17 protein-coding genes are annotated in these 18,607 nt (G+C 71.1%); 10 read left to right on the top strand and 7 right to left on the bottom strand.

What is annotated here, in order from left to right; genetic code table 11:
• Positions 1–357 precede the first annotated feature (357 nt).
• Both ACFYYF_RS05180 and ACFYYF_RS05175 read right to left on the bottom strand, forming a co-directional pair.
• A complete protein-coding gene (locus ACFYYF_RS05180) occupies positions 358–1,053 on the bottom strand; it encodes an FMN reductase (RefSeq protein ID WP_388771665.1) in 696 nt (231 codons plus the stop codon).
• Complete coding sequence (locus ACFYYF_RS05175) at positions 1,050–2,156, bottom strand: LLM class flavin-dependent oxidoreductase (protein WP_388771662.1); 1,107 nt, start codon at positions 2,154–2,156, stop codon at positions 1,050–1,052. Before ACFYYF_RS05175 ends, ACFYYF_RS05180 begins: the two co-directional genes overlap by 4 nt.
• 158 nt (positions 2,157–2,314) lie before the next feature.
• On the opposite strand from ACFYYF_RS05175, the gene ACFYYF_RS05170 reads away from it, so the two are divergent.
• Positions 2,315–3,736: an MFS transporter gene (locus ACFYYF_RS05170; RefSeq protein ID WP_388771660.1), complete on the top strand. Its 1,422-nt coding sequence runs from the start codon at positions 2,315–2,317 to the stop codon at positions 3,734–3,736.
• Between the two features lie 13 nt (positions 3,737–3,749).
• Here the strand turns inward: ACFYYF_RS05170 and ACFYYF_RS05165 are convergent, their stop codons facing one another.
• Positions 3,750–4,640, bottom strand: a complete 891-nt coding sequence (locus tag ACFYYF_RS05165; protein ID WP_388771657.1) for an NADP-dependent oxidoreductase — start codon at positions 4,638–4,640, stop codon at positions 3,750–3,752.
• A gap of 122 nt (positions 4,641–4,762) precedes the next feature.
• Between ACFYYF_RS05165 and ACFYYF_RS05160 the strand changes: the two genes are divergently transcribed.
• On the top strand, positions 4,763–5,176 hold the full coding sequence (locus tag ACFYYF_RS05160) for a helix-turn-helix domain-containing protein (RefSeq protein ID WP_361677203.1): 414 nt from the start codon (positions 4,763–4,765) through the stop codon (positions 5,174–5,176).
• Here ACFYYF_RS05160 and ACFYYF_RS05155 read toward each other — a convergent pair.
• Complete coding sequence (locus ACFYYF_RS05155; RefSeq protein ID WP_388771654.1) at positions 5,149–5,652, bottom strand: MarR family winged helix-turn-helix transcriptional regulator; 504 nt, start codon at positions 5,650–5,652, stop codon at positions 5,149–5,151. The genes ACFYYF_RS05160 and ACFYYF_RS05155 overlap by 28 nt on opposite strands.
• Before the next feature lie 575 nt (positions 5,653–6,227).
• Here ACFYYF_RS05155 and ACFYYF_RS05150 point away from each other — a divergent pair.
• From ACFYYF_RS05150 to ACFYYF_RS05140, 3 genes are all read left to right on the top strand, one after another.
• The gene (locus tag ACFYYF_RS05150) at positions 6,228–6,566 is read left to right on the top strand and encodes a YnfA family protein (protein ID WP_365493604.1); all 339 of its coding nucleotides are present in this window, start codon (positions 6,228–6,230) and stop codon (positions 6,564–6,566) included.
• 76 nt (positions 6,567–6,642) lie between these two features.
• Positions 6,643–7,410, top strand: coding sequence for an SDR family oxidoreductase (locus ACFYYF_RS05145; RefSeq protein ID WP_361677212.1), 768 nt, complete (start codon positions 6,643–6,645; stop codon positions 7,408–7,410).
• On the top strand, positions 7,407–7,613 hold the full coding sequence (locus tag ACFYYF_RS05140; protein ID WP_388771649.1) for a hypothetical protein: 207 nt from the start codon (positions 7,407–7,409) through the stop codon (positions 7,611–7,613). The genes ACFYYF_RS05145 and ACFYYF_RS05140 overlap by 4 nt, the downstream gene beginning before the upstream one ends.
• Before the next feature lie 74 nt (positions 7,614–7,687).
• Here the strand turns inward: ACFYYF_RS05140 and ACFYYF_RS05135 are convergent, their stop codons facing one another.
• Entirely contained in the window at positions 7,688–8,881 is a 1,194-nt protein-coding gene (locus ACFYYF_RS05135) for an RtcB family protein (RefSeq protein WP_388771647.1), read from the bottom strand.
• 202 nt (positions 8,882–9,083) lie between these two features.
• On the opposite strand from ACFYYF_RS05135, the gene ACFYYF_RS05130 reads away from it, so the two are divergent.
• From ACFYYF_RS05130 to ACFYYF_RS05120, 3 genes are all read left to right on the top strand, one after another.
• Positions 9,084–9,929 carry a DUF3558 domain-containing protein gene (locus tag ACFYYF_RS05130; RefSeq protein WP_388771644.1) on the top strand — a complete coding sequence of 282 codons (846 nt, stop codon included), beginning with the start codon at positions 9,084–9,086 and terminating at the stop codon, positions 9,927–9,929.
• 147 nt (positions 9,930–10,076) lie between these two features.
• The gene (locus ACFYYF_RS05125) at positions 10,077–10,973 is read left to right on the top strand and encodes a DUF3558 domain-containing protein (protein WP_388771642.1); all 897 of its coding nucleotides are present in this window, start codon (positions 10,077–10,079) and stop codon (positions 10,971–10,973) included.
• Positions 10,974–11,163: 190 nt separating this feature from the next.
• Positions 11,164–12,513: a DUF2637 domain-containing protein gene (locus tag ACFYYF_RS05120; protein WP_388771641.1), complete on the top strand. Its 1,350-nt coding sequence runs from the start codon at positions 11,164–11,166 to the stop codon at positions 12,511–12,513.
• Between the two features lie 87 nt (positions 12,514–12,600).
• Here ACFYYF_RS05120 and lysS read toward each other — a convergent pair whose 3' ends face one another.
• Entirely contained in the window at positions 12,601–14,343 is a 1,743-nt protein-coding gene (gene lysS / locus ACFYYF_RS05115) for a lysine--tRNA ligase (protein ID WP_388771639.1), read from the bottom strand.
• A gap of 168 nt (positions 14,344–14,511) precedes the next feature.
• Here lysS and argS point away from each other — a divergent pair, with 168 nt between their 5' ends.
• Together argS and ACFYYF_RS05105 are read left to right on the top strand one after the other, a co-directional pair.
• Positions 14,512–16,281 (top strand): arginine--tRNA ligase, encoded by a 1,770-nt coding sequence (gene argS / locus ACFYYF_RS05110; RefSeq protein WP_388771637.1) that lies wholly within the window; start codon positions 14,512–14,514, stop codon positions 16,279–16,281.
• Positions 16,282–16,429: 148 nt separating this feature from the next.
• Positions 16,430–17,308, top strand: a complete 879-nt coding sequence (locus tag ACFYYF_RS05105; RefSeq protein WP_388771635.1) for a DUF4253 domain-containing protein — start codon at positions 16,430–16,432, stop codon at positions 17,306–17,308.
• Between the two features lie 13 nt (positions 17,309–17,321).
• On the opposite strand, the gene ACFYYF_RS05100 is transcribed toward ACFYYF_RS05105, so the two are convergent.
• Positions 17,322–18,530: a PLP-dependent aminotransferase family protein gene (locus ACFYYF_RS05100; protein ID WP_388771632.1), complete on the bottom strand. Its 1,209-nt coding sequence runs from the start codon at positions 18,528–18,530 to the stop codon at positions 17,322–17,324.
• Positions 18,531–18,607 lie beyond the last annotated feature (77 nt).

Here is an 18,607-nt window from a genome sequence, read left to right as displayed (position 1 = left end):
GGTGGGCCGGGGCCGCGCCGGTGCATCAGGCCGCCGCTGTCGGGCAGAGAAGTGACGGTTAGTGGCGACGGCCATCGATGTACCGACACGTCCCCTCCCGCCGGATCCCGGCTGCGGATGCGTCGTGGTGACCGCCGCCCAGGACAAACTCACTTCCGGCTCGCGCAATTCCAGCCCCGGCCGGGAAAATCCAGCCCCTCCGGCGTTTGAGGAGCGGGGTCCGGGGCGGAGCCCCGGGGGCCCACCTCTCGGGTGCCGGGCAACAATTCAGCCCCTCCGGCGTTTGAGGAGCGGGGTCTGGGGCGGAGCCCCAGGTACGGGACGGGTAGGGGCGGAGGGGGCGAAACAAACGACCCGCTACACCCGGAGCGCCGCGAGCTGTTCCTCGAACGGGACCACGTGGAACCCGTCCGCCCGCGCGGGCGATGGCTGAGCAGGGACAGGGACAGGGGTGGGGACAGCGACGACGGCGGCCTCCTCGGTGTCGGCCGAAGGCGAAGGGGAATTCGACGGGGGGCTGGGCTCCGCGGGGGCCACCAGGGCCGACATGAGGGCGGCCAGCTCACCCCCGGCCCTCTCGACCCGCTCGGCCAACCCCTCCACCCCCCAGTCCTCCGAAGCCGCATACACCCCGGTCGGCACGACAACAGCCCGCAGATAGGCGAACAACGGCCGCAAGGCATGCTCAAGGACGAGCGAGTGCCGCCCGGTCCCCCCGGTCGCCCCCACCAGCACGGGCTTGCCCACCAACGCGTCCTTGTCGAGCACGTCGAAGAACGACTTGAACAGCCCGCTGTAGGACGCGGAGAAGACGGGCGTGACGACGATCAGCCCGTCGGCGGAGGTCACGTCCTCGATCGCGGCGGACAGCACCCGCCCGGGAAACCCGTTGGTGAGGTTGTGGGCGATCTCGACGGCGAGGTCACGCAGTTCGACGACCCGCACATCCACCGCGCCGGACACCCGGCCGGCGGTCGCGGCCGCCAGCCGGTCGGCCAGCAGCCGCGTGGACGACGGAACACTCAGCCCCGCCGAGACGACGACGAGCTTCATGCGCGGCTCACCTCTTCCTTGATCGCGTCTTCCTTGGCCGCGGCCACCCGGGCAGCGTGGGTCGGTGCCTCCGGCACGTCGGCCGGACGGTTCTTGGCGAACTCCTCGCGCAGCACCGGCACGACCTGCTCGCCGAGGAGGTCGAGCTGCTCCAGGACCGTCTTGAGCGGCAGCCCGGCGTGGTCCATCAGGAACAGCTGGCGCTGGTAGTCACCGGCGTACTCGCGGAAGGCCAGCGTCTTCTCGATGACCTGCTGCGGCGAGCCGACGGTCAGCGGCGTCTGCTCGGTGAAGTCCTCCAGCGACGGCCCGTGCCCGTAGACCGGCGCGTTGTCGAAGTAGGGCCGGAACTCCCGTATCGCGTCCTGCGAGTTGGGCCGCATGAACACCTGGCCGCCGAGGCCGACGATCGCCTGCTCGGCCGTGCCGTGCCCGTAGTGCGCGTACCGCTCGCGGTAGAGCTCGACCATCCGCTTGGTGTGGTCGGCGGGCCAGAAGATGTTGTTGTGGAAGAAGCCGTCGCCGTAGTACGCGGCCTGTTCCGCGATCTCGGGCGAGCGGATCGAGCCGTGCCAGACGAACGGCGGGACGTCGTCCATCGGGCGCGGGGTCGAGGTGAACGACTGGAGCGGCGTACGGAACTTGCCCTCCCACGTCACCACGTCCTCGCGCCACAGCCGGTGCAGCAGCGCGTAGTTCTCGACGGCGAGGTTGATGCCCTGCCGGATGTCCTTCCCGAACCAGGGATAGACCGGCCCGGTGTTGCCGCGGCCCATCATCAGGTCGACCCGGCCGTCCGCGAGGTGCTGGAGCATCGCGTAGTCCTCGGCGATCTTCACCGGGTCGTTGGTGGTGATCAGCGTCGTGGACGTGGACAGGATGAGCTTCTCGGTGCGTGCCGCGATGTAGCCGAGCATCGTGGTCGGGGACGAGGGCACGAACGGCGGGTTGTGGTGCTCGCCCGTCGCGAAGACGTCGAGGCCGACCTCCTCGGCCTTCTGCGCGATGGCGACCATGGCCTTGATGCGCTCGCGCTCGGTCGGCTCCCGGCCCGTGGTGGGGTCCGCCGTCACATCACCGACGCTGAAGATCCCGAACTGCATGGTCGCTCACCCTCCAAGTTGTTGACGGTTCAACTATACCCTCGAACCACCACCCCTCTCCAGGTATTCCGCCACCGCCGGCAACCCCCTACGACCCTTGCCCCGCCGCCCCATATCCCGCTTGACCGCACCCCACCCCATGCCTCACATTTGTCTGCGTGACACAGATACTGCATGACACAAAAGAAAATTCCGGGCACCCTCCCGCCCGCGTCCGCTGGGCGGTGCTCGGCGTCGTCCTCGCCGCCGACGTCCTGGACCTCCTCGACGGCACCATCACCAACATCGCCGCCCCGACCATCGCCCACGACCTCGGCGGCGGCACCGCCCTCATCCAGTGGCTCGGCGCCTCCTACGCCCTCGCGCTCGGCGTCCTGCTCGTCCTCGGCGGACGGCTCGGCGACAAGTACGGCCGCCGCCGGCTCTTCCTGACCGGACTCGCGGGCTTCACCGCCGCCTCGGTCGCCTGCGGCCTCGCGCCCACGCCGGAAACCCTCGTCGCCGCCCGGCTCGTCCAGGGCGCGTTCGGCGCGCTCGTCATCCCGCAGGGCTTCGGCATCCTCGGGGCGACCTGGCCCCGGGACCAGATCGGCAAGGCGTACAGCCTGTTCGGGCCGGTCATGGGCCTGTCCGCCGTCGGCGGCCCCGTCCTCGCCGGGTTCATCGTCGACGCCGACCTCGGCGGTCTCGGCTGGCGCCCGATGTTCCTCATCAACCTCGTCCTCGGCGGCGCCGCGCTCCTCGCCGCCGCCCGCCTGCTCCCCCGCGACACCGGCGACCGCGCGACCACCGTCGACGTCCCCGGCTCCGCCCTCCTCGGCACCACCATGCTCGCCCTGCTCAGCGGCCTCATCGAGGGCTCGGCCCACGGCTGGGACGCACTCCCCGTCCTGCTCCTGCTCACCGGCCTCGCGCTCTTCGCGGGGTTCTGCCACCGCCAGCGCACCGCGCCCAGCCCCCTGATCAAGCCGTCCCTCCTGCACAACCGCGGCTTCACCTCGGGACTGGTCATCGGCGTCGTCTTCTTCGCCGCGGTCGCCGGTCTCCTCTACGTCGTCTCCCTCTTCCTCCAGCAGACCCTCGGCCGCTCCCCCACGGACGCCGCGCTCGCCCTGACGCCCCTGTCCGCGGGCATCGTCATCGCCTCGATCGCCTGCTACCGCCTGATCGCCCGCCTCGGCCGCCGCCTCGTGCTCATCGGCTTCCTGGTCACCCTCGCCGGAACGGCCCACCTCCTCGTCCTGGTCACCGTCTCCGGCACGGACACCGGCGGCTGGGCCCTCGTCCCGCCGCTGCTCGTCGTCGGCCTCGGCATGGGCGCCTGCTTCGGATCGCTCTACGACGTCACCGTCGGCGACATCGAGCCCGCCGAGGCCGGCAGCGCGGGCGGCTCGCTCGGCGCGGTCCAGCAGCTCGCCAACGCCCTCGGGGCCGCCGCCGTCACCACCGTCTACTTCCGGGCGGACGGCGGCGGGACCCACGCCACCACCGTGAGCCTCACCGTCGTGGCCGCCATCACGCTCCTGTGCTGCCCCCTCGTACGCCTGCTCCCCCTCAAGGCACCGGAGCAGCACCACTAGCCCAACCGCCGCCCTAGGGCACCAGGACCAGCCGGCCCCGCAGGCCGCCCTCCGCGAGCCGCGCGTGCGCCTTGACGGCCTCGTCGAGCGCGTACGTACCGGCGACCCGGGTCGTCAGCGCCCCGTCGTCGACGAGCGCCACCAGCTCCGCGAGCCGGGCCCCGTCGGCCGCGACCTCCACGGCGCCGGTCCGCACCCCGCGCACGGACGCAGGGTGGGCTCCCGGGATGACACCCATGAAGGCACCACCGTCCCGCACCCACTCCAGGGCGTCCGCGCCCAGGATCGCCGCGTCCAGCACCGCGTCCACGCTCCGCGGGGCCACCCCGTCCGACACGAACCGGTCCGCCCCCAGGGCCCGTACGAGCTCCTCGTCGCCCGCACGGGCCAGCGCGGTCACGCTCACACCGAGCCGGGCGGCGAGCTGCACGGCGTACCCGCCGACCGCGCCCGCGGCCCCGGTGACCAGCAGACTCTGCCCGGGCTCCAGGCCCAGCCGGTCCAGGGCCTGGGCCGCGGTCAGCGCGTTGAGCGGCAGGCTCGCCGCGTGCGCCGCGTCGACCGAGCGGGGCGCCACGGCCACCGCGTCGGCGTCGACGACCACGAGATCGGCGTGCGTGCCGAGGGACTTGGCCGTCCCGTAGACCAGCGCCACCACCTCGTCACCCACACTCCACCCCGAGGCGACCCCGACCGCCTCCACCACACCGGCCACGTCCCAGCCGAGCCCCAGCCGCTTCCCGGCGCCCCCGAAGACACCGGAGCGCACCCCGGCGTCCACGGGGTTGACCCCCGCGGCCGCCACCTTGATCCGCACCTGCCGGGCCCCCGGCTCCGGCAGGGCGACCTCGACGATCTCGACGGCTTCCGGACCACCGAACGACGTCACTACCGCTGCACGCATCCCAGCTCACCCCATCCGTAGGTCATCCGCGGGTCTCTCACCCGCCACAACAACCCTAGGAAGAGCTACTATCCATCGGTAAGTAGGCACCTGAAGGTGCGTACCTCACCCGGAGGTGAGTCATGGCGACCACGACGGCGGCCCAGCGGCGCCACCAGGCTCGCGTCGAGTACGACGCGTTCCTCAAGAGCTGCCCCACCAACCAGCTCCTGGACCGCATCAGCGACAAGTGGGTCAGCCTGATCGTGAGCGCGCTCGCCGACGCGGGCGGGCCGATGCGCTACAGCGACCTCGGCCGCAAGATCGCCGGAGTGAGCCCCAAGATGCTGACGCAGACACTGCGGTCGCTGGAGCGGGACGGCATCCTCTCCCGCACGGTCACCCCCTCCGTGCCGGTCCGCGTCGACTACGAGCTGACGCCGCTGGGCACGAACCTGAGCTGCCTGCTCACCGCCGTCAAGGACTGGGCGGAGCACCACATCGAGGAGGTCGTCGAGGCCCGCGAGCGCTACGACACCTCGTCCGAGGCGTCCTGAAGGTCCCCGGACCGCAGCCGGGCGACCTGCTCGGCGCTGAAGTCGACCGTGCGGCGCATGTGCCCGATGATCAGGGCGACCTCGTCGTCGGCGAGCCCGTCGAAAAGGCCGTACCAACCACCGCTCAGCCGCTCCCACATGCGCCCGAACTCGGCGATCTTCTCGGGCACGGTCGCCACCAGCACCCGCCGCCGGTCGACCACGTCGCGCTCGCGCACCACGTAACCGGCCTTCTCCAGCCGGTCCACCAGCCGCGTGGCCGAGCCGGTGGTCAGCCCCGTCATCTCGGCGATCCGCCCGGTGGTCACGGGCCCGTCCTCCAGGCCGAGCAGGTTCACGCACTGCACGTCCGTCGGGTGGAGGCCGACGTGGTCGGCGAGGGCCTGGTTGAACAGGGCGTACGAGGCCATGTACCGGCGCGAGACGTCCGCCAACTCCGCGAGCAGTCGTCCCCGCGTTTCCCCAGCGATGGCCATACGGCCCCTTTCCACCAGCCCACCCAGAATCGTACGCCGCACACCCCCCACCCCAGACCGGCCACCGCCCGCACCCCAGGCCGCCCCCCCCCCCGGAATCGAGCACCAACCCCACAAGCGTTCCTTCGCCCCCTCCGCCCCTACCCGTCCCACCCCTGGGGCTCCGCCCCAGACCCCGCTCCTCAAACGCCGGAGGGGCTGAATTTTCCCCGGCGCACCCGGCGGCCGGGATCCAGCGGCGCGGCCCGGACGGGCCGCCACGACGCATCCGCACCCGGCGACGCATGGAGGGGGCCTGGCGGGCCACCACGACGCATCCGCAGCCGGCGACGCACGGAAGGGGCTGGGAGGGCGGGTCACCACGGCGCAGCCGTAGTCGGCGGCGCACGGAAGGGGCTGGGAGGGCGGGTCACCACGGCGCAGCCGCAGTCGGGATGCGGCGGGAGGGGGCGTGGCGGTACATCGATGGCCGTCGCCACTAACCGTCACTTCTCTGCCCGACAGCGGCGGCCTGATGCACCGGCGCGGCCCCGACCCACCCACCGGCGGGAACCGGGTCCTGCGAGAGTGACCCCATGCTGATCGCCCGTTCCGCGCTTCTCTTCGCCCTCGCCGCCCTCCTGGAGATCGGCGGCGCCTGGCTCGTCTGGCAGGGCGTGCGCGAGCACCGAGGCGCCCTCTGGATCGGCGCAGGCGTGATGACGCTGGGCCTGTACGGCTTCGTCGCCACGCTCCAGCCGGACGCCGAGTTCGGCCGCGTCCTGGCCGCGTACGGCGGAGTCTTCGTCGCCGGCTCCCTCGCCTGGGGCGTCGTCGCCGACGGCTACCGCCCCGACCGCTGGGACATCACCGGCGCCCTGATCTGCCTGGCCGGAGCCGCCGTGATCATGTACGCCCCCAGAGGCGGCAATTGACCCCCGCCTATCCTGACCGGAGAGATCCAAGAACCGTAGACACCGAAGACACACAGACACGCCAAGGAGCCGCCGTATGACCCCCGCCGCCGCGTCCCGTATCGCCGTCATCACCGGTGCAAGCAGCGGAATCGGTGCCGCGACGGCCCGGCAGCTCGCGGCCGAGGGCTACCGCGTCGTCCTCACCGCCCGCCGCAAGGACCGCATCGAGGCGCTGGCGGAGGAGATCACCGCGGCGGGCGGCCAGGCCACCGCGTACGCCCTGGACGTCACGGACCGCACGGCGGTCGACGAGTTCGCGACGGCGTTCAAGACGATCGGCGTGCTGGTCAACAACGCCGGCGGCGCCCTCGGCGCCGACCCGGTCGCGACGGGCGACCCGGCCCAGTGGCGCCAGATGTACGAGACGAACGTCATCGGCACCCTGAACGTCACCCAGGCCCTCCTCCCGGCGCTCACCGCGAGCGGCGACGGCACGGTCGTCGTCCTGTCGTCCACGGCGGGCTTCGCCACGTACGAGGGCGGCGGCGGCTACGTGGCCGCGAAGCACGCCGAACACGTGCTCGCGGAGACCCTGCGCCTGGAGATCGTCGGGACGCCGGTGCGGGTCATCGAGGTGGCCCCGGGCATGGTCAAGACGGAGGAGTTCGCCCTCACCCGGTTCGACGGGGACACCGAGAAGGCCGCCAAGGTCTACGCGGGTGTGGCCCAGCCCCTCACCGCGGACGACGTCGCCGACACGATCAAGTGGGCCGTCACCCGCCCCAGCCACGTGAACATCGACCTCCTGGTCGTCCGCCCCCGCGCGCAGGCGTCGAACTCGAAGGTCCACCGGGAACTGTGACCCCGGACCCGACCCCGGCCGAGCCGGCGCCCCCGGACCCGCCCTCGGACCCGACCCCGCCCCCGCCCGCGCCCGGCGAACAGGCCCGCCTGGCCCTGGAGAAGAAGCGCGAACGCTACGTCTGGTACTACCTCGCGTACTTCCTCTTCGGCATCCACATCGTGGCCTTCGTCATGATCTACGCGGTCCTGAGCACGAAGTGAACGCGAAGGGCCCGAGCCGTCGACGGCTCGGGCCCTCAGGCCGGCGGACGGCGAACGCACCGGCGCCGCGGGCGTCAGCCCTTCACGCAGACGACCTGCTTCAGCTTCGCCACGACCTGCACGAGATCGCGCTGCTGCTCGATGACCTGCTCGATCGGCTTGTAGGCGCCCGGGATCTCGTCCACGACGCCGGAGTCCTTGCGGCACTCGACGCCCTGCGTCTGGTCCTCCAGGTCCTTCGTCGAGAAGCGCCGCTTGGCCGCGTTGCGGCTCATGCGCCGACCCGCCCCGTGCGAGGCCGAATTGAAGGACTTCTCGTTGCCGAGGCCCTTCACGATGTACGACCCGGTCCCCATCGAGCCCGGAATGATGCCGAACTCCCCGGACCCCGCACGGATGGCGCCCTTGCGGGTGACGAGCAGGTCCATTCCGTCGTACCGCTCCTCCGAGACGTAGTTGTGGTGGCAGCTGATCTCCGGCTCGAAGACCGGCTTCGCCTTCTTGAACTCCTTGCGGATCACGTCCTTGAGGAGCGCCATCATGAGCGTGCGGTTGTTCTTCGCGTACTCCTGGGCCCAGAACAGGTCGTTGCGGTACGCCGCCATCTGGGGCGTGTCCGCGACGAAGACGGCGAGGTCCCGGTCCACCAGCCCCTGGTTGTGCGGGAGCTTCTGCGCGACACCGATGTGGTGCTCGGCCAGCTCCTTGCCGATGTTCCGGGAACCGGAGTGCAGCATCAACCAGACAGAACCCTCGGAATCGACGCAAACCTCAACGAAGTGGTTGCCCCCGCCGAGCGTCGCCATCTGCTTCACGGCCCGCTCCTCGCGGAACTTCACCGCGTCCGCCACCCCGTCGAACCGCCCCCAGAAGTCGTCCCACCCGGCGGTGGCCAGGCCGTGGAAGCGGTCCGGGGTGACCGCGGAGTCGTGCATGCCCCGGCCGACCGGGATCGCCTGCTCGATCTGCGAGCGGAGCCGCGAGAGGTCGCCCGGCAGGTCGTTGGCGGTGAGGGAGGTCTTGACGGCGGACATGCCGCAGCCGATGTCGACACCCACCGCCGCCGGGCACACGGCGTCCCGCATCGCGATGACGGAGCCGACCGTCGCGCCCTTGCCGTAGTGGACGTCCGGCATGACGGCGAGGCCCTTGATCCAGGGCAGCGTCGCCACGTTCTGGAGCTGGCGGAGCGCCACGTCCTCGACGGAGGCGGGGTCGGCCCACATGCGGATGGGTACCTGCGCGCCCGGCATCTCTACGTACGACATATAGTCCTCTTCCCCCACAAAACAAACAGAAGTCTTAAATCGCAAAACCGGCGCCTAGGTCGACGTATAGGACAACGGACCGGCGTCCACGGCTGTGCGTGCGATACACATTGTCTCCAGGGGTCGCCCCCGCGCGGCAACCCAATAACCACAGGACACCCGGGCCGAAGCGCCGTCGGGAACCGTCGAGAGGAGCCTGACCGTGCAGCGGAAGGCGTACGTATCCGGCGCCGCTGTGCTCCTCGCGGCAGTGCTGGCGGGCTGCACGGGCGGTTCGGGTGTGGGCGGTCCGGCCCCGGACTCCAAGGGCGGCGACACCGGCACGACGGCCGCGGTGGCCCAGCCGGGCAAGTACCGCACCCTCCCGGAGGCGTGCGGCGCGGCCGACCGGGACACGCTCGACACCCTGCTGCCCGGCATCCAGGAGACGACCGACGAGACGCAGCAGGAGAAGGCGTACGCGGGCGAGGCCACGCTCACGTACGACACGGACCGGCGTGACGGCTGCGACTGGAAGGTGGCGTCCGCCGCCGGCACCGATCACCTCTTCGTCGACTTCGAGCGCGTGGTGTCCTACGACAACACGGTGAGCGACGAGGCCAAGGCCGAGGAGCTCTACGCCACCAAGCAGACGGCGGCCGACCTCCCGGAGCCCACCGCGTCCGCGTCCGGCGACGCCACACCGAGCCCGAGCGGCAGCGCCTCCGGCACGGCCGACGGCGACAACGGCGGCGGCGCCGACGGCAGCGGCGACGCCTCGGGCGCCCCCTCGGCCCCCTCCGCCTCCGCCTCGCAGACACCGGCCGATCTCCAGCCGCGCGTGCTCGACGACCTCGGCGACGAGGCGTTCCTCGACGACAAGCTGAACACCGGCGCGTCGACGGCTCAGCAGCGCACGGTGACTGTGGTGTTCCGCACTTCCAACGTCATCGTGACGATCGAATACTCCGAGCAGCCGACGGCTTCGACGGACGCCCCCGACAGCAAGGAAATGCAGGACAGGGCGCAGAAACTGGCCCAGGAGCTGGCCTCCCGGCTCAACGGCTAAAGGCCTCGCGGCCGCTGGGGGCACCTCGGCGCAAACCACCCGAACGGGAACCGCCCCCGTGCCCCACCGCGTACCGTGGCCCCTCGGACCCGACCGGTCGCACACGCCATGTGCGGCCGTACCACGAGCGCCACGAGTGAAGGAACCATGCACCGACCAGTACAGCGAGCAGGCCGAGTACAGCGACTCCCCCGCATCCTTGTCAGCGCGGCCGCCGTCCCCGTGATGCTCGTCGCCGCGGGCTGTTCCTCGGACTCCGGCTCCGGTGACGACTCGCAGAAGGACGCGAGCGCGGGCCCGGGAGCGACGGTGTCCGCGAGCAGCGCGGCCCCCACGATCGAGCCCGCCGCGTACACGACGTTGCCCAAGGCGTGCTCGGTGCTGTCGAAGAAGTCGCTGGGCGAACTCATACCGAAGGGTTCGAAGTCGGGCAAGTCCGGCAAGCTGGACGAGCCGAAGCAGCGCGGCAACTGCAACTGGACCAGCCTCGACAACAACGGGGTGAAGGGCTCTCAGTTCCGCTGGCTGAACGTGGCGCTGCTGCGCTTCGACTCGGACGCGCGCGGCTCCGGCGACGAACAGGCCCACGACTACTTCCAGAAGCAGGTCTCGGCCGCGCAGACGGTCGAGGGCGCGCTGGACGGCAAGTCGGCGCCGGTCTCCGGTACGGGCGACGAGGCGACGGCCGTGCGCTACGGCCTGAAGAAGAAGGAAGGCACCTTCAAGCAGCAGACGATTGTCGCGCGCGTCGAGAACGTGGTCGTGACGCTCGACTACAACGGCGCCGGCCTCGCGGGTGAGAAGACCCCGGACGCGGCCGCGCTGCTGAAGGCGGCCGAGAAGGCCACGAAGGAGGCGGTGGCCGCGGTGGCCGCCGCGAACGGTGACGGCGGCGCGGCGGGCTCGGGCTCGCCTGACCCGGCCTCGTCGTCGAAGTCCTCCTCGAAGTCCTCGTCCGCGCCGTCGGCCTCGCCGTCCAGGAGCGCCTCCGGGAGCACGTCCAAGAGCGCGTCGCCGTCGCAGTCGGCGGCGAAGAAGAGCTGATCCGGCCGCGACCGGACACGGGGCCCGATCCGGGTCTCCGGCAGACAAGTTCACGGGGCCCGGTTCCCTCCGGAACCGGGCTCCTTCCATACCGCGCATCCGTACGCCACACACATGTGCCACTCTGTTGCGCGCAACAACACGCAAGGGGAGGGGAGTACAGGTGGCCGCGCCCATACAGCTCACACGGATGCACAAGATTCTCATTGGCGTGGTCGTCGCCGGTGCGCTCATCATCGCCGGAATCGGCTTCGCCGGTTCGTACGCGGCCGTCCGCGAGCTGGCGCTGAAGAAGGGGTTCGGGAACTTCTCGTACGTCTTCCCGATCGGCATCGACGCGGGTATCGGCGTCCTGCTCGCCCTCGACCTGCTGCTGACCTGGATCCGTATCCCGTTCCCGATGCTGCGCCAGACGGCCTGGCTGCTGACGATGGCGACGATCGCGTTCAACGGCGCGGCGGCCTGGCCGGACCCGCTGGGCGTGGGCATGCACGCGGTCATCCCGGTGCTGTTCGTGGTCGCGGTCGAGGCGGCCCGCCACGCGATCGGCCGAATAGCCGACATCACCGCCGACAAGCACATGGAGGGGGTCCGCCTCACCCGCTGGCTGCTCTCCCCCATCCCCACGTTCCTGCTGTGGCGCCGCATGAAGCTGTGGGAGCTGCGCTCCTACGAGCAGGTCATCAAGCTGGAGCAGGACCGTCTGGTCTACCAGGCCCGCCTGCACTCCCGCTTCGGCCGCGCCTGGCGCCGCAAGGCCCCCGTCGAGTCGCTGATGCCGCTGCGGCTGGCCCGCTACGGCGTGCCCCTCGCGGAGACGGCCCCCGCCGGTCTCGCCGCGGCCGGCATCGAGCCCGCGGTGCTGCCTCCCGCACCCGCGCCCGCTCCCACGCCGGCCCTGGCACCGGCCGACGCGTCCGCGGGCGGTCGCACCCCCGAGCCCGCGGTGGCCCTTCAGCCCCAGACCGTCGAGCAGCGCCCCGCTCCCGAGGGCGGCGAACGCCCCGAGTCGCCGGACTACGCCGACCAGCAGAATCTGTGGCTCCAGGCGCGGAACCCCCAGTCCATCGAGTACCAGGGCGGCTACGACCCGGACGCGGCGTACCAGGAGTGGTTCGCGGAGCAGCAGCAGGCCGAGCTGTTCCAGGAACAGCAGCAGTTCTGGGCCACTCAGCAGTTGCAGGAACAGCAGCGGTTCGAGGAGCAGCGGCGGTTCGGGCAGCAGTACGAGGAGGCGTCGGCCCCCGCCCCCGAGCCCGCCCCGGAACTCGCTCCGGAGGACACCGGTACCTTCCCGATCCCGTCCGGCCCGGGACGTACCCGTGGGCTGGGTTCGGGCGGCAGCACGGAGCCGACCGAGGAGGACTACTACCTGGTCTTCAAGAAGTCGATAGACGGCAGCTACCCGACCTCCGGCCAGTTCAGGGGTGACGTTGAGGCGACGTACCGCGTCACGCTCCCGCAGCGTGAGGCCGACCGTATGGTCCAGCGCTTCACCAACCGCCACACGGCGGAACTCCAGGAGGACCACATCGCCTAGGCACGTCGGCGAGCGAGTGCGTCGGCGTGTACGAGGAAGGGGCGCCCGGTGATCACCGGGCGCCCCTTCCTCGTACGGCCGGAGCCGCTACGCCGAGAGCAGCTTGCGCACCCGGTCCTGTCCTACGGCCAGCAGCAGCGTGGGCAGACGCGGGCCGGTGTCGCGGCCGACGAGCAGGTGGTACAGCAGCGCGAAGAACGTGCGCTGGGCGACCTTGATCTCGGCGGGGAGTTCCTTGGCGGTCGCGTCGGCGGAGAAGCCCGCCTGGACCTTGGGAACGCCGTAGACGAGGTGGGTGAGGCCGTCCAGGGACCAGTTCTCCTCCAGTCCGTCGAGGAGCAGGCGCAGCGACTCGCGGCCCTGGTCGTCGAGGGACTTCAGGAGTTCGGCGTCGGGCTCGTCGCGGACGACGGTGCGCTCCTCGGCGGGGACCTGGGTGTTGATCCAGGTCTCGGCCTTGTCCAGCCGGGGCCGGACCTCGTCCAGGGACGTGAGCGGGTTCTCGGGGTCGAGTTCGCTCAGGATGCGCAGGGTCTGGTCCTCGGCGCCGGCGGTGATGTCGGCGACGGAGGCGAGGGTGCGGTACGCCATCGGGCGGGCGGTCGCGGGCAGCTGTCCGGCGGCGGTGCCGACGGCACGGCTGTACGCGGCGGCGTCGGCCGGGAGGACCGAGCCGTCGGCGACCTTGCCGGCGAGCTTGTCCCACTCGTCGTAGAGCCGCTGGATCTCCTGGTCGAAGGCGATCTTGAACGACTGGTTGGGACGGCGGCGGGCGTACAGCCAGCGCAGCAGCTGCGGTTCCATGATCTGGAGCGCGTCGGACGCGGTGGGGACCCCGCCCTTGCTACTGGACATCTTGGCCATGCCGGAGATGCCGACGAAGGCGTACATCGGGCCGATGGGCTGCTTGCCGCCGAAGATCCCGACGATCTGGCCGCCGACCTGGAAGGAGGAGCCCGGGGAGGAGTGGTCGACGCCGCTCGGCTCGAAGATCACGCCTTCGTAGGCCCAGCGCATGGGCCAGTCGACCTTCCAGACCAGCTTGCCGCGGTTGAACTCGCTGAGCAGGACGGTCTCGGCGAAGCCGCAGGCGGAGCAGGTGTACGACAGCTCCGTCGTCGTGTCGTCGTAGGCGGTGACGGTGGTCAGGTCCTTCTCGCACTGCCCGCAGTAGGGCTTGTACGGGTAGTACCCGGAGGTGGAGCTGCCGTCGTCCTCGGCGGCGGCGCCCGATCCCTCGGCGGCCTCCAGCTCGGCCTCGTCGACCGGCTTCTGGCCCTGCTGCTTCTTGGCGGGGGCCTTCTTGGTGCGGTACTGCTCCAGGATCGCGTCGATGTCGGCGCGGTGCTTCATCGCGAACAGGACCTGCTCGCGGTAGGTGCCCGCGGTGTACTGCTCGGTCTGGCTGATCCCGTCGTACTCGACGCCGAGCTCGGCCAGGGCCTCGGTCATGGCGGCCTTGAAGTGCTCGGCCCAGTTCGGGTACGCGGAGCCGGCGGGGGCCGGGACGGAGGTCAGCGGCTTGCCGATGTGCTCGGCCCAGGACCCGTCGATGCCCGCCACGCCGTTCGGGACCTTGCGGTAGCGGTCGTAGTCGTCCCAGGAGATCAGGTGGCGCACGGTGTGCCCGCGGCGGCGGATCTCGTCGGCGACGAGGTGCGGGGTCATGACCTCGCGGAGGTTGCCGAGGTGGATCGGGCCGGAGGGGGAGAGGCCGGACGCGACGACGACGGGTTTGCCCGGGGCCCGGCGCTCCGACTCCTCGATGACCTCATCCGCGAAACGGGAGACCCAGTCGGTGGTCTCGGTGCTCTGAGCCACGATCGGCACGTCCTTCTTCCTCATACACGAGTACGGCTGACGCGCCCATTCTCCCAGCTCGGACCCGAACCGCGAAAACGGCTTTTCACCGCGTGGGATACTGGCTTTCCCTGTACTCAGCTCGTACCCCTTCGTACGGGCGAACTCCGGAACCCGAGCAGAAACGGCAGCCACTCCATGGCCTCGGTCACGTCCCTCACCGCTTCCGTCCATCAGCGCCTCGCGGACGCCCTCTCGGCAGCTCTGCCGGAGGCGGGCTCCGCGGACCCGCTGCTGCGCCGAAGCGACCGGGCCGATTTCCAGGCCAACGGGATCCTGGCCCTCGCCAAGAAGGCGAAGGCGAACCCGCGCGAGCTGGCGACGCAGGTCGTGTCCCGGGTCGAGTCGGGTGACGTGATCAAGGACATCGAGGTCTCCGGCCCCGGCTTCCTGAACATCACGATCACCGACCGGGCGATCGTGACGAACCTGGCGGAGCGGTACGCGGACGGTGAGCGCCTCGGGGTGCCCCTCGCGGAGAACCCGGGCACGACGGTGATCGACTACGCGCAGCCGAACGTGGCCAAGGAGATGCACGTCGGGCATCTGCGGTCCGCGGTGATCGGTGACGCGGTGGTGCAGATCCTGGAGTTCACGGGCGAGTCCGTCGTGCGCCGGCACCACATCGGCGACTGGGGCACGCAGTTCGGCATGCTCATCCAGTACCTGATCGAGCACCCGCACGAGCTGGACCACAAGGGCGGCGAGGTCTCCGGCGAGGAGGCCATGTCGAACCTGAACCGGCTCTACAAGGCGGCGCGGACCGTCTTCGACTCCGACGAGGAGTTCAAGACGCGGGCGCGGCGCCGGGTGGTGGACCTCCAGGCGGGTGAGCCCGAGACGCTGGCCATGTGGCAGAAGTTCGTGGACGAGTCGAAGATCTACTTCTACTCGGTCTTCGACAAGCTGGACATGGAGATCCGGGACCCGGACGTGGTCGGCGAGTCGGGTTACAACGACATGCTGGACGAGACGTGCCGCCTCCTGGAGGAGTCGGGTGTGGCGGTCCGTTCGGACGGCGCGCTGTGCGTGTTCTTCGACGACGTGAAGGGCCCGGACGGCAACCCGGTGCCGCTGATCGTGAAGAAGTCGGACGGCGGCTACGGCTACGCGGCCACCGACCTGTCGGCGATCCGCGACCGTGTCTTCAACCTGAAGGCCGACAGCCTGATCTACGTGGTGGACGCGCGGCAGTCCCTGCACTTCAAGATGGTCTTCGAGACCGCGCGCAGGGCCGGCTGGCTGAACGACGACGTCAAGGCCCACCAGCTCGCGTTCGGCACGGTGCTGGGCAAGGACGGCAAGCCGTTCAAGACCCGTGAGGGCGAGACGGTGCGGCTGGTCGACCTGCTGGACGAGGCGATCGACCGGGCGACGGCCGTCGTGCGGGAGAAGGCCGAGAAGGTGGGTCTGAGCGAGCGGGAGATCGAGGAGAACGGCCGGTTCGTCGGCATCGGCGCCGTGAAGTACGCGGACCTGTCCACCTCGGCCGTGCGGGACTACAAGTTCGACCTGGACCAGATGGTCTCGCTGAACGGTGACACGTCCGTGTACCTCCAGTACGCGTACGCCCGTATCCGGTCGATCTTCGGCAAGGCCGGTGACCGTACGCCGCTGGCCCACCCGGAGCTCGAACTGGCCCCGGCGGAGCGGGCGCTGGGTCTGCACCTGGACCGGTTCGGCGAGACGCTGGAGGAGGTCGCGGCCGAGTACGCCCCGCACAAGCTGGCGGCGTACCTGTACCAACTGGCCTCGCTGTACACGACGTTCTACGACCAGTGCCCGGTCATCAAGCCCGCCCCGGAGCAGGAGGTCGCGGAGAACCGCCTGTTCCTCTGCGACCTGACGGCCCGCACCCTCCACCAGGGCATGTCCCTGCTGGGCATCAGGACGCCCGAGCGGCTCTGACGGCGCCGGTTCCGCCACGGTCGAACGGTTTGCTTTCCCATCAACTCCTTTCAGCCGTAGGGGTATTGGAGCGACAAGCAGAGAGCGCCCGAGTGCTCGCGGGCGGGCGGTCGGCGCGTTGTCAGTGCCGGGTTCTACAGTCACCGGCATGGCGACCCTTCCCAATCCGCTGCCGCGGCTGACGGCAGATCCGAGCGGGCGCACGCTCGGGCTTCAGCTCCCTCCCGGGAGCCTCGTCGACACGACCCACGACGGCCCGTGGCACGAGCCGCTGCTGTGGCATGCCGAGGAGCGGGCGGTTCCCGGCGGCTGGGCGGCCCTGTCCGCGGCGCGGTCCTCGGGGCTGTTGCCGGTGCTGCTCGACGTGGGCGGCCCGCAGAACGGCCCGGAGGACTGGGAGTTGATGCCCGACGAGATGTCGTATCCCGGGGATCACGACGCCGAGGAGGTGCTGGCGGAGTTCTGGGAGACGTACGCGGCGTACGAACCCGGCCCGGACCAGGACTACCCCGGCAAAGAGAGGGTCGTCGAGGTCTTCGGGGAGCAGCCGGCCTTCGACGAGACGATCGCACCGTACGGCCCCGTCTGGCCCGGTCAGGCCGCCGCGCCCCCGCTCGACGCCGATCCGGACGCCCGCGCCGCCGAGATCGCCGACTCCCTGACAGGGTCCGGCTCCTGGCTGAAGGACCCTCGTGTCGCGCTCGTCCCGGCGCGCCGCAGTGCCGACATCCCGGCGGTCATCGGCTGGCCCGGCCCCCTGAACCACGAGAACGACGTGGCACGTCTGTGCGCGGTGCTCCGCTCGTGGGAGGACCGCTTCGGCATACGCGTGGTGGCCCTCACCTTCGACCAGCTGGTCCTCTCGGTGGCGGCCCCGCCGTCCACCGCGGCCGAGGCCGAGGCGGTGGCGGCGGAGCACTTCGCCTTCTGCCCGGACAACATCACCCAGGGCCACCACGAGAGTCTGCGGGAGTACGCGGGGCGGGAGGTGCTGAACGGGCGGGTGTGGTCGTTCTGGTGGGACTGAGCGGGCTCGCCCCTCAGCGCCGCAGCCCGCGGGCGAGTCTCCGCAGCCCCTCCTCGATCTCCTCCGGGGTCTGGGTGACGAAGCACAGGCGCAGGGTCGACGGCTCCGGGGGGCCCGCGTAGAAGGGGGTGCCGGGCACGTAGGCCACGCCCTGGGCCACCACCCGGTGGAGCAGGGCCGTGGTGTCGTACGCGGCGGGGAGACGGGCCCAGAGGAACATGCCGCCCTCCGGGCGGGTCCAGGTGGATCCGGCGGGGAGGGCGGCGCCGATTCCCGCGAGCATGGCGTCACGCCGTTCGCGGTAGACGGCCGCGACCTGGGCCACGTGGGAGTCCAGGTCGCGGTCGGCCAGGTAGCGGGCGGCGGCCAGCTGGTTGACGGTCGGGGTGTGCAGGTCGGCGGCCTGCTTGGCGACGGCGCAGGCGCGCCGCAGGGCCGCGGGTGCCCGCAGCCAGCCGAGCCGCATGCCCGGTGCCATGACCTTGGAGAAGGAGCCGAGCAGGACGGTCCGGTCCTCGGCTCCTTCGTGGGAGGCGATCCACGGGACCCGCTCGCCCTCGAAGCGCAGCTCTCCGTACGGGTCGTCCTCGACGATCCACAGGCCGTGCGCGGCGGCGGCCCGGGCGACGGCGGCCCGTCGTCCGGCGGGCAGGGTCCGTCCGGTCGGGTTCTGGAAGGTGGGCACGGTGTAGAGCAGCTTCGGACGCTCGCGGGCCACCAGGTCGCCGAGGGCGTCGGGGTCGAGGCCGTCGTCGTCGCCCGGCACGGCCAGCACCCTCGCTCCCGCGAAGGCGAACGCCTGAAGTGCCGCCAGATAGCAGGGGCTTTCGACCAGGACGGCGTCGCCCGGTTCGATGAGGGCGGTGGCGAGCAGTGACAGCGCCTGCTGCGAGCCGGTGGTGACCAGGACGTCGTCGGGGCCGGTCGGCAGTCCGCGCGCGCTCATGCGGTCGGCGAGGGCCGTCCGCAGCGAGGGTTCGCCCTCGGTCGTCGAGTACTGAAGGGCTCGTTCGGGTTGCTCGGCGAGGACGTCACGGTAGGCGGCGGCGATGCCGGCGGCGTCGAAGAGTTCCGGGGCGGGCAGCCCGCCCGCGAAGTTGATCACCTCGGGTCGTGCGGTGACCGCGAGGATGTCCCGTACCGGCGAACCGCCGATCGCGGTGGCCCGCGCGGCGAGCGGGGGCACGGGTGCGGCCTGGGCGACGGGTTCGGTGACGGTCACGGTGACGGCTCCTTGTCCTTGCGGGCGCCTGCCTCGCGGGCGAGGGCCCGCGGGCGACGGGCCCTGCGGCGGCGTCC

Origin of the sequence: Streptomyces sp. NPDC001914, assembly GCF_042891215.1 — a bacterium.
Taxonomy (GTDB): domain Bacteria; phylum Actinomycetota; class Actinomycetes; order Streptomycetales; family Streptomycetaceae; genus Streptomyces.
This window is presented reverse-complemented; position numbering and strand designations above follow the sequence as displayed.

Excerpts from the sequence above, each read along its gene's own strand:
- ACFYYF_RS05135 (WP_388771647.1), bottom strand. The coding sequence starts at position 8,881 with ATGTCGTACGTAGAGATGCCGGGCGCGCAGGTACCCATCCGCATGTGG.
- ACFYYF_RS05105 (WP_388771635.1), top strand. The coding sequence starts at position 16,430 with ATGGCGACCCTTCCCAATCCGCTGCCGCGGCTGACGGCAGATCCGAGC.
- ACFYYF_RS05150 (WP_365493604.1), top strand. The coding sequence starts at position 6,228 with ATGCTGATCGCCCGTTCCGCGCTTCTCTTCGCCCTCGCCGCCCTCCTG.
- ACFYYF_RS05125 (WP_388771642.1), top strand. The coding sequence starts at position 10,077 with ATGCACCGACCAGTACAGCGAGCAGGCCGAGTACAGCGACTCCCCCGC.
- ACFYYF_RS05160 (WP_361677203.1), top strand. The coding sequence starts at position 4,763 with ATGGCGACCACGACGGCGGCCCAGCGGCGCCACCAGGCTCGCGTCGAG.
- ACFYYF_RS05165 (WP_388771657.1), bottom strand. The coding sequence starts at position 4,640 with ATGCGTGCAGCGGTAGTGACGTCGTTCGGTGGTCCGGAAGCCGTCGAG.
- ACFYYF_RS05155 (WP_388771654.1), bottom strand. The coding sequence starts at position 5,652 with ATGGCCATCGCTGGGGAAACGCGGGGACGACTGCTCGCGGAGTTGGCG.
- ACFYYF_RS05175 (WP_388771662.1), bottom strand. The coding sequence starts at position 2,156 with ATGCAGTTCGGGATCTTCAGCGTCGGTGATGTGACGGCGGACCCCACC.
- ACFYYF_RS05180 (WP_388771665.1), bottom strand. The coding sequence starts at position 1,053 with ATGAAGCTCGTCGTCGTCTCGGCGGGGCTGAGTGTTCCGTCGTCCACG.
- argS (WP_388771637.1), top strand. The coding sequence starts at position 14,512 with ATGGCCTCGGTCACGTCCCTCACCGCTTCCGTCCATCAGCGCCTCGCG.
- ACFYYF_RS05120 (WP_388771641.1), top strand. The coding sequence starts at position 11,164 with ATGCACAAGATTCTCATTGGCGTGGTCGTCGCCGGTGCGCTCATCATC.
- ACFYYF_RS05145 (WP_361677212.1), top strand. The coding sequence starts at position 6,643 with ATGACCCCCGCCGCCGCGTCCCGTATCGCCGTCATCACCGGTGCAAGC.